Here is a 13,146-nt window from a genome sequence, read left to right as displayed (position 1 = left end):
ATTTGCTTGGCGACCATAGCGTTTTGGACCCACCTGATTTCCATGCCGAACTCAGAAGTGAAACGAAATAGCGCCGATGGTAGTGTGGGGCTTCCCCATGTGAGAGTAGGACATCGCCAGGCTTAAATATCGTTATTTGCATAGACAAGTAACAACATCATCAGTGTACTAATCTGTTGATGACAATTTGTGGAGAGATGGCTGAGTGGTTGAAAGCACCGGTCTTGAAAACCGGCATACGTTAATAGCGTATCTAGGGTTCAAATCCCTATCTCTCCGCCACTATTCAGAAGCCTCGCTAGAAATAGCGAGGCTTTCTTCGTTTCTGACGCTTAGAAATTCGTTAGGGACTGGAATCAATCCCTTAGCTGATCGTATCCCCGGACTAGGTATCCCTGCACTATGTCACTTGAGAAGCCTTGCTTTAAGCGCGTTCTCGCTATCCACAGGTTGTGCAGCGACAGAAGTTCATAACTTTATCTTCTAACGAGAGCCATCAAGTCTGAGTATTGGCATTCCTACCTCTAAGGGTGAAGTGTTTCTGTTAACAAGAGACTTGCCTTTACTCTATATTCCGTGCGTTAGCGCTCTTAGTGTTACCTAATAGCTATTCGCTATCTTGCTCTAGTTGGTACAATAAACACGGTCTAAGTATTGTATAGGAGAAAGTTCTTCATTGAAGAGAATGGAGAGTATCGGAGCTTATGTACCTATTTTTGCTTCCTGCACTATTTCAAGTTACCTGTATTTTGTTAGTAGAGCTCCTTCCTAGAAACTTATATTTGGTTGTTCGCCTTGAAGAAAGTGTGCAAGCTATTTTTTAGAGGATTTTATTGGGCTTAATGGAGTGCTGCTTGGAACGAATTAAGGAAGCTTTGCTAGGGCTTCCCAATGAAGTTCAGGCGATTGCAGGGCATTAGCTCTAGTGGATATTGCAGGTTTGTGGAGTGTTGATGAGTGACAGGCAATAAAAAAGCCGACAGTAAACTGCCGGCTTGGTTAGATGACTGCTACTTAGTCGTTCTGGACGAGCGTGAGAGCTTTACGAGAGACTTCGTGAGCGGCTTTAGTTAGATTCTGCTTCTCTAGTGTATCTGCTAGGAATGCATAATCAGAGACGTCAGAGCGAAGCTTTAAGGCGATCTCAAAGTGGTCTTGGGCTTCTTGCCACTTCTCTTGACGGAAATAGAAGTGCGCTAATGCGCTATGCGCTGCGGCGTTATCTGGCTCTTTCTTCACTACTCCCTCTAAGAAAACCACGACAGGGTGGATATCTGGCAGGTTTAGATCTGGCAGTAGTTGATAAAGCTCAGGAGCCGGTTGTTTTTTCAATGCTTCTTTTAGCACAGTAAAGGCTTCAGCATCTGCTTTCCGGGCTATCAACTCACGAGCAAAACAGGCGACTAGGTGTGTGTCTTGTTTTACTTTGCGTGCAAGGCCATTCCAATGAGAGATAAGCCCTTCGCTACCCTGTTGTTGCGCTACTTCATGGAGTAAGCCGCACTGCGCCTTTTGAATCAGCTCTGCATGTTCTTCTTCCGTGATGAGTTTTGCTTTGGTTAATTGTGGCAAGAGGTCAATAAGAGGTTGCCACAATTTTAGCTGCATGTACGTTGTTTTCAGCAAGTTCAATACAATCGAATTACTCGCATACTGACCTTTTAACGATTGCAAAGTATCGAAAGCAGCCTCGAACTCGTTGTCGCGGATAAATTGTTTCGCTCGAGTCAGCTCTACTGCGAGATGAGCATTCTCTTGCTGGCTTGCTAGCTCTAGGTAGTGCTCACGTTTTGCTTTATCACCTTGACCTTGTGCAGCTTCAGACGCGACTAAGTAACAAAGTAGTGGCATGTCGTGATGATTCGCCCAACGAGTCACTTTTTTCTCGGCACCTTTCCAGTCTCCTTCTAGGAGTTTAATAATGCCTTCATTGGTGTATCGGCGGGAATGGCGCATTTTGCGCACACTGAAGTAGTTCCATGTTGTAGAACTTGCGTAAACTAGCTTTTTAATTAGGTACTCAAGTAGAAAAAGACCTGCGAGTGCTGCGATAACGAATACGACCAATGTCGTTACGCTCATCTCGATCGTTTTCTCAGCGATGGAGATGAGTACATAGCCTTGCTGACCAGAAAATTGAGTGCCAACAAATAGTCCTGCACCTAGTACAACAAATAGGAAAATAAGACGAAACATTACTTATCCTCCATACCTGTCATCGTTGTGACTTCGCGACGTAGGCGCTCACGGATGACATCTGATAGTTGAGACTGACTTTGCAGTTTCGTTGGGTATTCCACTTGAATGTTTTGCTGGCTTAACTGGTTAACAGTTTTGTTGAACTCTTTAACGGAATTATCGTCTTGGTTGAAGAAAGCTAATGCCCATTTGTCGGCCGTTTTTAGAGACGTGGTGTAAATTTCACCTTGCTCTTGGTACACCGCTTTTATTGCGGTCTCCAATTTGGCTTTGATGTTTTCTTTTAGGTAAAAGTGTTGCTCAGGAGAAAGCAGTGGAATGACGTTACCATCGCGCGTGCGGAAGGTAATGAAGTTTTCTGAAAAGTCCTTCAGAGAGGTCATTAAGTTATCTTGCCAGTTTGCAATATCTTCAGACACTTCAGTGTTCTCTACGACTTCTGCTTCTGGGAGTAGTGCATTGGCGAGAGGTAGCTTGTCTACTTGCTGTTGCAGAGCAGTTAAGCGTAGTACCAATCCATCACGGTCAATCAGCGGGATAGTACGAAGTTTGGTGATATCGTTCGCCATTGCTTTACGTAGTTTGACGAGGCTAGGGTCATTCAGTGCTGCAATGCGTTGATCAGCACTTTCCATTAGTTGAGTGGCGCTTTCTACGTCATGCTCTAAGAACAGTTTACGACCTGCTAATTTGACGAGGTAATCGGCTTCAGCAAGTAGCCAGTCGTTTGGTCGGCGACCTTTCACATCGGCAACGGCAAGCTGTAAGCTTTCAATGCTCTTCTGTTGCTGTCCAAGTACCACTTCCGCTTTGTGTGTCACGGTCGTTGCTTTCTCGATAGTTTCTTCTTGTACCCGGCTGAGCTCTTGCTTCATGGAAGCTTGAGTGCTTTCTAGCTGACTTTTTAGTTGGGCGATCTGCGCTTGGTAATCGGCTTGCTGCTGATGCAGCTTGTATGCGAGGCCACCGCTAAAAATAATCGATAAGATGATAGCGACTGTGCCTAGTTTAACTCCGCGCTTGCCTTGTTTTTCTTCAAATTCGACTTTGGCTGGCTCGGCTGTTTTTGGGGGCTCGGCCACTTTTGGCTGTTCTTTTTTAGGGGCCGCATCCTGCTGCGATGTGCTTTTTTCGGCTAGCGGTGCCGATGAGGTTTCTTCGGAAAGGTTTTTATCGTTATTTTTTTGGTCGTTATTTTTACTTGTCATGCCTATATCCTGTGTAGCTAGGGCTGGAGAGCCGCCAGTAATTCTTGGTTGGATGCGCTTCCCGTGCATCTCACCCGAGTGAACCCCTTTTGAAGTGCGATATCAGCGATACGCTGACTGGGGATATACAACTCTTGTTGATTAAGCCAAGTCAATTGCTCTGACGTCAATTGGCTGCACAAATAATCCAGTTGCTCACCACTGGTGACGATGATCTGGTCAATTTGTAGGGTTTTCCATAGTGAGACACAGCTTACTGGATCGAATGGGATGAATTCTCTCTTGTAAGTCTCACTATAGTGAACTTTTGCGCCACGTCTCACCAATGCATCTTTGATCAGCTCTCTTCCACCGTTCCCACGAAGGATAAGAACCTGTTGTTGGGCCACATTATTGAGCTCTGGCAGTCGCAATAAATGTTCACTATCACTGACTTGGGGATAGTGTACTTTCTGTTGGGTACATTTGCTTAAATAGTGTGCTGTTTTTTGACCAACGGCAAGGTAAATGGCTTGTTTCGGCCATGATGTCTCGTTGCTGGCTATGATTTGCTGTGCACATTGCACGGCATGTCGACTAACAGCGATAACAATTTGAGCTTGATGCAGGTGTTTAGAGAGGTGCGTGTCCGTGAGATCGGCGACAATGTCGATCAGAGGATGGTGATATGCGGAAATGCCGTGCCTTTCGAGCAGAGAGCAAAGCGCGCTGCCTTGCTCTCCCGGCCGAGTGACCAACACTGCCATGATTATTCGTGATCTGCGTACAGCTTAGTTAGGATTTCACGAGCGCCGTTATCCAGTAGTTCATTGGCTAACTGCACTCCTAACGTTTCGCCGTCTTTACGATGGCCACGGATTTCACCACGAACAATTTCGCTGCCATCTGGTTCGCCAACTAATGCGCGTAGCCAAATGTTATCGCCATCTAGCAGGGCATAGCTGCCGATAGGTACCTGACAGCCGCCTTCTAGCGTCAGGTTCATTGCGCGCTCACACAAAACGCGGTCTACAGTGTCTTGGTGGTTAAGTGGCTCAAGTAGCTTAAGCAGCCTTTCATCGTCAAGGCGGCACTCAATACCGACAGCACCTTGGCCTACCGCAGGTAATGATTGCTCTGGCTCGATAAAGCTACGAATGCGTTCTTCAAGTTTCAATCGTTTAAGGCCAGCCGCAGCAAGAATGATCGCATCGTATTCACCCGCATCTAGTTTACCAAGGCGAGTGCCCACATTACCGCGAAGCTCTTTAATGATGATATCTGGACGATATTCTTTCAGTTGGCATTGACGGCGCAAACTGCAAGTACCAACCACTGCACCTTGAGGGAGTTCATCAATGTTGCTATAGGTATTGGAGACGAAAGCATCACGAGGGTCTTCACGTTCACAAATGGTCACGAGGCCAAGACCTTCCGGGAAATCGACGGGCACGTCCTTCATTGAGTGAACGGCAAGGTCTGCACGGCCTTCTAGCATTGCGACTTCAAGCTCTTTTACGAATAAGCCTTTGCCGCCAACTTTTGCTAGCGGTGTATCTAAAATCACGTCACCTTTGGTCACCATGGTTACTAACTCGACTTCCAAACCAGGGTGAGCGGCTTGAAGGGCGTCTTTGACAAAGTAAGCTTGCCATAAAGCAAGAGGGCTTTTTCGAGTTGCAATGCGAATAGGTGTGGATTGTGTCATGATCTTCTCAATGCTGTTTGGATTTGGGTTTATCCTACCATTCTCATCAAGAAATGCTTACTGTTAGTTCGTTATCTCTGAGAGCTATGAATGGAATTACATGACGTTATGAAAATAGTGTGACTGGATTCTCAATTAGACTAAGGACTATTATTAGTAATAGGTAATAAGAGCGACACTACCGCGCGATTAATTTTGTGACTAAAGTATGGTTTTGCATCCTGAGTGGTGCGTGGGCGTGAAACTTTACCCGCACCAATAAAAGTGTTAAATTGATCACGTTTTTAGGCCGTTTTGGTTTAAAACGTCAGCAGATTTTCGTGATTGTTCAACCAAGGAATTCCCCTTGCAGGCTTACACCCAAAAAATCATTCAGCGACTAGATAATTTGAATCAGCAGCGAGTTGATCGCGCGCTGGCGCTTATGGATTCGCAAAGCCAGCAAGTCTTCCACTTGATTCCTGCCTTGTTGAACTACAACCACCCTGTGATTCCTGGCTATTACGATGCCGATGTCCCGTTTGGTGTGCATGGGCTGGCGCTAAATAGCATTCAGCAGCAATTCATTGATGACATTCAACTTGCGATTGGTCAGCCACTTAAGACGGCAGAGAAACCGGCTATCTTGGGCTTATACACCATGGGCAGTACCTCATCGATTGGTCAAAGTACTTCTAGTGATTTAGATATTTGGGTGTGTATTTCGCCAGATATGGATTGTGACGAGCGAGAATTACTGACCAATAAATGCTTGCTGATCACCGACTGGGCACAAAGCCAAGGGGTGGAGGCGAACTTCTTCTTAATGGATGAAGAACGCTTTAGAAGCAACCATTCTGAAGAGATGACAGGTGATAACTGTGGCTCATCTCAGCATTTACTTTTGCTTGATGAATTCTATCGCAGCGCAGTGCGTATTGCTGGACAGCGTTTATTATGGCAAATAGTGCCGCCAGAAATGGAAGAGTGTTACGACGAGTACGTTTCTCAATTGTGCAGTGAAGGTTACATTGACTGTAGTGAATGGATCGACTTTGGCAAATTGAACCGCATTCCTGCTGAAGAGTACTTCGGCTCGAACTTGTGGCAGCTATATAAAAGTATCGATTCTCCCTACAAATCGGTATTAAAAGCCATTCTGCTTGAAGCTTATTCGTGGGAATACCCGCATACGCAACTGTTAAGCATCGATACCAAGCGTCGTTTCTTTGCCCATGAGCCAGACCTCTATGGCATGGATGCATACTACTTAATGCTGGAAAAAGTAACCCGCTATTTAGAGCGAATCCAAGACGACACTCGTTTGGATTTGGTGCGCCGTTGCTTCTATCTCAAAACCCATGAAAAGTTGTCGCGTGAACCAGATGTCGGTTCAGTGGCTTGGCGCCGTGAAGCGCTGAGCGACATGATTGCAAAATGGGATTGGGATGCCAGCGTTGTTGCTGAGCTTGATGATCGCCGCAACTGGAAAGTTGAACAGGTAAAAGTGGTGCATCATGCGTTGCTGGATGCGTTGATGCAGAGCTACCGTAATTTGATTCAATTTGCGCGCCGCAACGACATTACCTCCGCTATCAGCCCGCAAGATATCAGTATTTTGGCTCGTAAGCTTTACGCCGCTTTTGAAGTATTGCCGGGCAAAGTGACGTTGCTCAACCCACAGATTTCCCCTGATTTGCATGAACCGGATTTAAGCTTCATCGAAGTGAAAGATGGTGGTGTGAACAAGTCTGGTTGGTATCTCTATAAACAACCTCTGATCGCGCACCGCATTTTGGGGCAGCCATACTTAGAACATCATGAATACTTGAGCAAGTTAGTCTCTTGGGCATTCTTTAATGGTTTAATCACCGAGTCGACTCGTTTGCACGCGGTGGTGCGTGAAGCGCAACTGGATATCGATAAGTTCTACCAAATGGTGAGCGACTTACGAAATACCTTTGCGCTGCGTAAGCGCCGTCCGACGATGCAGGCATTAGCGAGCCCATGTGAGATCAGCCAGCTAGCGATGTTCATCAACTTTGAAAATGATCCTACGTCAGAGCTTTCGGGCCGTTCACTGAAAGTGGATGTGAAAAATACCGATATCTTCAGTTTTGGTCCGGAACATAAAAACTTAGTCGGCAGTGTCGACTTGGTTTACCGTAACTCCTGGCATGAAGTGCGTACGCTGCATTTCAAAGGGGAAACGGCGATGCTGGACGCACTGAAAACTATTCTGGGCAAAATGCACCAAGACGCGTTGCCACCAGAATCGGTGGATGTGTTCTGTTATGCGAAGAACATGCGTGGTGTTATGCGTAATATGGTCTACCAGCTTTTAGCGGAATGTATCGACTTACGCTTGAAGCCAGTAGAGCAAGAAAAACGTCGCCGCTTTAAAGCGATGCGCCTCGGTAACCAAACTTACGGGCTGTTCTTTGAACGTCGTGGCGTGTCGGTGCAGAAGTTAGAAAACTCCATTGATTTCTATCGTAGTATTTCTACTAACAAACTTAAAGGCTCGCCGCTATTAATGCTCGATCGTGAGCAAGAGTATCAAATGCCAGAAGCGGTGGATGGTTTTGCCAGTGAAGGTCTGGTGCAGTTCTTCTTTGAAGATAATGAAGATGGCTTCAATATTTATGTGTTGGATGAGTCAAACCAAGTTGAAGTGTATCACCAATTCAGTGGCTCCAAAGACGAGATGATTTCGTCCGTGAACAGCTTTTACACATCAGTAAAAGACGACAGTCGTGTTGCGTCGAAATTTATCAACTTTAACCTGCCGCAGTACTACCAGATTATCCATCCTGAAGAGGGCAATGCTTATATCATCCCTTATCGCAATGATGGGTGCTCACCGCATCGTCCCACTAAAGCGGTAAACGCGTAATTAAACCCGTATCAAAAAACAAAAAGAGCACCGAAGTGCTCTTTTTGTTTTGGTGACGATTGACCAGCATTATGCCCAATCAATGGCTTCGCCCGCGTGCTTTTCACACTCTTGCTTCACCATTTCAAATAGCTCCATGCCCGTTTTTGAGCAGGTCCATTTATCTTCAATAAGCTTGAAGTGGAAACCACCAGATTTGGACGCTAGCCAGATCTCATGCATCGGCTCTTGGCGGTTAATGATGATTTGGCTGCGGTCTTCAAATTCCAATGTCATTACGTTGCCAGTGACTTCGTAATCAATGTCTGCGCCTGAATCATCGATGGATTCTTCGATGATTTGCATCTGCGCATCCACCAGTTGATGAAATTCAGTATCGTTCATCCGTCTATCCTATTGCTTTTCCTGAGTGTGGTGCGATTATAGGGGGCATTGATTCAATAATCACGATATGCGAAATGAAAAAATTAGTTACTGTGTTGTTTGTGATGGTTGCCGCGACGTTAGCGGGATGTGGCCAGTCTGGCTCACTATACATTCCAGATGACACTCAACAGAATGAGCAATCACAATAAATAACCGCGCCTTAGGGTGAAATTAGGGTTCAGCAGTCGAATAAAATAAGGGAAGCGAATTTTGGATTACTTCAACTATCAGGATGATGGCCAGCTTTGGGCCGAAGACGTCCCACTTCAAGCTCTTGCAGAGCAATATGGCACTCCTCTTTACGTATATTCTCGAGCCACGCTAGAGCGCCACTGGAAGGCGTTTGATAGTGCTGTGGGTCAACATCCTCATCTAGTTTGCTACGCGGTGAAAGCGAACTCAAACCTAGGCGTATTGAACGCACTGGCGCGTTTGGGTTCGGGCTTTGATATCGTATCAGGTGGTGAACTTGAGCGTGTGATTGCCGCAGGCGGTGATCCGAAGAAAGTCGTCTTCTCTGGTGTTGGGAAAACACCTGCAGAAATGAAGCGTGCTCTTGAGCTGGGTATCAAATGTTTCAACGTTGAATCTGAGCCCGAGCTAGAACGTTTGAATAAGGTTGCGGGTGAGCTTGGTGTGATTGCGCCAATTTCTCTGCGTATCAATCCAGATGTCGACGCGAAAACACACCCTTACATTTCGACTGGTCTTCGCGACAATAAATTCGGCATTGCATTTGATCGTGCGCCAGATGTTTATAAATTCGCGCAAAGCCTGCCGAACTTGAATGTGCAAGGCATCGACTGCCACATTGGTTCTCAGCTCACCAATATCGACCCATTTATCGACGCGACAGACCGTTTATTAGCCCTGATTGATGATTTAAAAGCGCAAGGCATTAACATTCGTCACCTTGATGTCGGCGGTGGTTTGGGTGTGGTCTATCGTGATGAGTTACCACCACAGCCTTCAGATTACGCCAAAGCGTTACTTGGTCGTCTTGAAAATCACCAAGACTTGGAGCTGATTTTTGAGCCGGGCCGAGCAATTGCTGCGAATGCAGGTATCTTGCTAACGCGTGTTGAGTTTTTAAAACATACTGAGCACAAGAACTTTGCCATCATCGATGCGGCAATGAACGACTTGATGCGTCCTGCACTATACCAAGCATGGCAAGATATCGTGCCAGTTTCGCCGCGCACGGGTGAAGCTCAGACTTACGATTTGGTTGGCCCTATTTGTGAAACCGGCGACTTCTTGGGTAAAGATCGCGCACTCGTTTTGCAAGAAGGTGATCTACTCGCGGTTCGTTCAGCAGGTGCCTATGGTTTTGTTATGTCTTCGAACTACAATACTCGTACCCGAGCGGCAGAAGTAATGGTGGATGGTAAACAAAGCCACTTAGTTCGCCAGCGTGAGGAGCTGACCAGTTTGTGGCAGCTGGAACAGATTCTACCGGAGTAACACACAACAAATGCATTTCCACTTTTCCAAAATGCACGGTTTGGGCAACGACTTCATGGTCGTCGACTGTATTACCCAGAACGTGTTTTTCTCGCAAGACCTGATCCGCCGTTTGGCGGATCGTCATACCGGCGTTGGTTTTGACCAATTGCTCGTGGTAGAAGCCCCTTACGACCCTGAAACTGATTTCCATTATCGGATTTTCAATGCCGATGGTAGTGAAGTCGAGCAGTGCGGGAATGGCGCGCGCTGCTTCGCGCGCTTTGTTCGCTTGAAAGGGTTGACCAATAAATACAGCATCAGCGTAAGCACCAAAAAAGGAAAGATGATTCTCAACATCGAAGATGATGGAGAAGTGACGGTCAACATGGGTGTGCCAGAGTTTGAGCCGAACAAAATTCCTTTTAAAGCCAAGCAAAAAGAGAAAACCTACATCATGCGCGCTGGTGAAAAAACGCTGTTCTGTGGCGCGGTAAGCATGGGTAACCCGCATGTGGTGACGGTGGTCGATGACGTGGATACTGCTGATGTCGATACATTAGGGCCGCTGCTTGAGTCACACGAGCGTTTTCCAGAGCGCGTCAACGCTGGCTTTATGCAGGTGGTGAGTCGTGCCCATATTCGTCTTCGAGTTTACGAGCGAGGCGCAGGTGAAACACAAGCTTGTGGTAGCGGCGCATGCGCGGCGGTAGCGGTAGGGATTCTTCAGGGTCTGCTGGATGAAAACGTTAAGGTTTCTCTACCAGGTGGTGAACTGCGAATTGCGTGGCAAGGTCCGGGTAAGCCGTTGTTTATGACCGGACCTACAACGCATGTATTTGATGGTCAATTGTCTTGCTAGTAGAAGAAAAAGGAAACGGTTTGTCTCAAGTAGAAGCAGATGCCTTAACGGCTGAAGTGGTGGCCGAGTACCTCAAAGATCATCCCGATTTTTTTGTGCAGCGTCCAGAGCTTGTGGATCGTCTATCTTTCCCACACTCAGACTTGGGTGCGGTGTCTTTGGTGCACATACAAATGAATCGCCAACGTCAGCGCATTGAAGAGTTAGAGGAAGAGATCACCACACTGATGTCGCTTGCGGCGAACAACGATCGCACCTTTTACGAATTTATGGATTTGCAGGGGCAGATTCTAAAGTGTGGTGACTTTAAACAAGTCATTCATTCTATTGAAGAGAAAGCTAAAGCACTTGGCTTACGCGCGTTTGTTCGATTGTTTAGTCAATGCGACGCATCGATTCAATTGAGTAAGGAAAGTTATCAACGTTTTGCGACCACTCACTTAAATGGCAAAGATGCGTACTTAGGGCGTCTGAGAAAAGTGGATCGTGAAGCTTTGTTTGGCAATATGGATGTGCCGGAAATGGGGTCCTATGTGGTACTACCGCTCGTGAAACAGCAAACACTGGGCGTGCTTGCGTTCTCTAGTGAGGATGGCGGTCATTTTCAACCAGATATGGATACCTTGTTTTTGCGTCACCTATCATTAGTAGTGGCACATCTCGCTCAAACATTGGTATGGCAAAGTTACGATGACGACAACTCCCAACACTCCTCTGCCAAATAGTCTGCAAAAGCCTCTTGAGCGCTTCTATGAATTCTTACGAAGCGAAAAGGGGCTCAGCCTACATACTCAACGCAATTACAAACAGCAGCTAGAAACCATGGCGCAGCACTTGGCTGAAATGGGACTTAAAGATTGGTCTCAAGTGGATGCAGGCTGGGTGCGCCAATTAGCAGGTAAGGGCATGCGGGAAGGCATGAAAGCCAGCAGTTTGGCGACGCGCCTCTCATCGCTGCGTAGCTTTTTCGATTTCCTTATTCTGCGTGGCGAGATGTCAGCTAACCCTGCCAAAGGGGTTTCAGCGCCACGTAAAAAGCGCCCGTTGCCGAAAAACCTCGATGTTGATGAAGTGAGCCAACTGCTTGAGGTCAACGAAGACGACCCGTTGGCTGTGCGTGATCGTGCCATGATGGAGCTGATGTACGGTGCTGGCTTGCGTTTGGCTGAGTTGGTGAGTGTGGATGTACGTGATGTACAACTTCGCAGTGGCGAGCTTCGTGTTATCGGTAAAGGCGACAAAGAACGTAAAGTACCATTCTCTGGCATGGCAACTGAATGGGTTGCCAAGTGGTTGAAAGTCAGGGGCGATCTTGCTGCGCCAGGTGAACCTGCCTTGTTTGTGTCTAAACTCGGAACGCGTATTTCGCACCGTAGCGTGCAAAAACGTATGGCAGAATGGGGACAGAAACAGTCTGTGGCGAGCCATATTAGTCCGCATAAATTGCGTCACTCGTTTGCGACACATATGCTCGAATCCAGCAATAACTTACGTGCGGTGCAAGAGCTTTTAGGACACGAGAACATTTCGACGACCCAAATCTACACGCACTTGGATTTCCAACATTTAGCGCAAGCCTACGACCAAGCCCACCCACGCGCACGTAAAAAGAACGGGGAGTGAGCCGAAGTATGAAATTTTATCGCCGTATCGAGCCTATTAAGGCCATGACCTTCGATCTTGATGACACGCTGTATGACAATTACCCGGTGATTATCCGTATGGAGCGTGAGTTGCTGGCTTGGTTGCAGCAAACACACCCTGCCGTGGCGCACATGGATATGGCTGATTGGATGCAGGTAAAAAAACATGTGATCCAGCAGAGACCGGATCTCAGAAGCGATGTGACGCTTTGGCGTTTAGTGCAGCTAAAGCATGGTTTTCTTTCAGTTGGCTATGATGAAGCGCAAGCTCAAGCCGCAGCTGAAGAGGGTGTGCAGCTCGCTTTGGATTGGCGCAGTCAGTTTGAAGTGCCCCAATCAAGCTTAGATGTTTTGACACAATTGGGAGAGCGAGTTCCGCTCGTGGCGATCACAAACGGCAACGTCGATTTAGATAAAATTGGCTTAACGCCGTATTTTCAATGTGTGCTCAAAGCGGGGCCAGATGGGTTAGCGAAACCCGCCACCGATATGTTTACTAAGGCGAAACGGTTCTTGGATATTCCAGCAGAGAATATTTTGCATGTCGGTGATCACCTAACCACAGATGTGCATGGTGCCAAGTCGGCTGGTTTTGCGGCTTGTTGGTTCAATGATATGAATAAAAATGTCATTAACCATTCAAAAACACGTACTTTACCTGATATTGAAATCAATAGTTTGCAGCCGTTACTCACACTTTTTTAATTGCTTTCGCATTAATCCATTCTAATCTCATTTTGTGTCTAGAAAAGCAGCGTAAAGCCACGTAAATTATTCACTATTAAGTAAAAAGAGTAACGCCA

Annotated in this window: 11 protein-coding genes, 1 tRNA gene, 1 rRNA gene and 1 pseudogene; 9 read left to right on the top strand and 5 right to left on the bottom strand. The window is 46.7% G+C overall.

The window, feature by feature from the left end:
- Window positions 1-5 precede the first annotated feature (5 nt).
- Together rrf and L3V32_RS23915 are read left to right on the top strand one after the other, a co-directional pair.
- Window positions 6-122 (top strand): 5S ribosomal RNA (gene rrf, locus L3V32_RS23920).
- Window positions 123-191: 69 nt separating this feature from the next.
- Window positions 192-282, top strand: a tRNA-Ser gene (locus tag L3V32_RS23915).
- Between the two features lie 732 nt (window positions 283-1,014).
- Here L3V32_RS23915 and L3V32_RS23910 read toward each other — a convergent pair.
- Genes L3V32_RS23910 through hemC form a run of 4 tightly spaced genes read right to left on the bottom strand, consistent with a single transcriptional unit; the run spans window position 1,015 to window position 5,094 of the window.
- Window positions 1,015-2,196, bottom strand: coding sequence for a heme biosynthesis protein HemY (locus L3V32_RS23910; RefSeq protein ID WP_237285411.1), 1,182 nt, complete (start codon window positions 2,194-2,196; stop codon window positions 1,015-1,017).
- Window positions 2,196-3,407 carry a uroporphyrinogen-III C-methyltransferase gene (locus L3V32_RS23905; protein WP_237285409.1) on the bottom strand — a complete coding sequence of 404 codons (1,212 nt, stop codon included), beginning with the start codon at window positions 3,405-3,407 and terminating at the stop codon, window positions 2,196-2,198. Before L3V32_RS23905 ends, L3V32_RS23910 begins: the two co-directional genes overlap by 1 nt.
- Before the next feature lie 17 nt (window positions 3,408-3,424).
- Entirely contained in the window at window positions 3,425-4,153 is a 729-nt protein-coding gene (locus L3V32_RS23900) for a uroporphyrinogen-III synthase (protein WP_237285407.1), read from the bottom strand.
- 2 nt (window positions 4,154-4,155) lie between these two features.
- Window positions 4,156-5,094, bottom strand: coding sequence for a hydroxymethylbilane synthase (gene hemC, locus L3V32_RS23895; protein ID WP_005393847.1), 939 nt, complete (start codon window positions 5,092-5,094; stop codon window positions 4,156-4,158).
- Window positions 5,095-5,440: 346 nt separating this feature from the next.
- Here hemC and L3V32_RS23890 point away from each other — a divergent pair, with 346 nt between their 5' ends.
- Entirely contained in the window at window positions 5,441-7,969 is a 2,529-nt protein-coding gene (locus L3V32_RS23890) for a class I adenylate cyclase (protein ID WP_005393844.1), read from the top strand.
- A 69-nt stretch (window positions 7,970-8,038) separates the two neighbouring features.
- Here L3V32_RS23890 and cyaY read toward each other — a convergent pair whose 3' ends face one another.
- Window positions 8,039-8,353: an iron donor protein CyaY gene (cyaY, locus tag L3V32_RS23885; protein ID WP_012841286.1), complete on the bottom strand. Its 315-nt coding sequence runs from the start codon at window positions 8,351-8,353 to the stop codon at window positions 8,039-8,041.
- Between cyaY and L3V32_RS23880 the strand changes: the two are divergent.
- From L3V32_RS23880 to yigB, 6 genes and pseudogenes are all read left to right on the top strand, one after another.
- Window positions 8,333-8,544 (top strand): annotated as a pseudogene (locus L3V32_RS23880) (lipoprotein). The gene cyaY and the pseudogene L3V32_RS23880 sit on opposite strands and share 21 nt — an antisense overlap.
- Window positions 8,545-8,605: 61 nt before the next feature.
- Entirely contained in the window at window positions 8,606-9,859 is a 1,254-nt protein-coding gene (gene lysA, locus L3V32_RS23875) for a diaminopimelate decarboxylase (protein ID WP_006743007.1), read from the top strand.
- 10 nt (window positions 9,860-9,869) lie between these two features.
- Window positions 9,870-10,700 carry a diaminopimelate epimerase gene (dapF, locus tag L3V32_RS23870; protein ID WP_237285406.1) on the top strand — a complete coding sequence of 277 codons (831 nt, stop codon included), beginning with the start codon at window positions 9,870-9,872 and terminating at the stop codon, window positions 10,698-10,700.
- The gene (locus tag L3V32_RS23865; protein WP_006743009.1) at window positions 10,694-11,425 is read left to right on the top strand and encodes a DUF484 family protein; all 732 of its coding nucleotides are present in this window, start codon (window positions 10,694-10,696) and stop codon (window positions 11,423-11,425) included. Before dapF ends, L3V32_RS23865 begins: the two co-directional genes overlap by 7 nt.
- Entirely contained in the window at window positions 11,391-12,323 is a 933-nt protein-coding gene (gene xerC, locus L3V32_RS23860) for a tyrosine recombinase XerC (protein WP_012841287.1), read from the top strand. Before L3V32_RS23865 ends, xerC begins: the two co-directional genes overlap by 35 nt.
- Before the next feature lie 8 nt (window positions 12,324-12,331).
- Window positions 12,332-13,048, top strand: coding sequence for a 5-amino-6-(5-phospho-D-ribitylamino)uracil phosphatase YigB (gene yigB / locus L3V32_RS23855; protein ID WP_005393836.1), 717 nt, complete (start codon window positions 12,332-12,334; stop codon window positions 13,046-13,048).
- Window positions 13,049-13,146: the final 98 nt, after the last annotated feature.

It is taken from the genome of Vibrio sp. J2-4 (genome assembly GCF_021728155.1).
Lineage (GTDB): Bacteria > Pseudomonadota > Gammaproteobacteria > Enterobacterales > Vibrionaceae > Vibrio > Vibrio diabolicus.
This window is presented reverse-complemented; position numbering and strand designations above follow the sequence as displayed.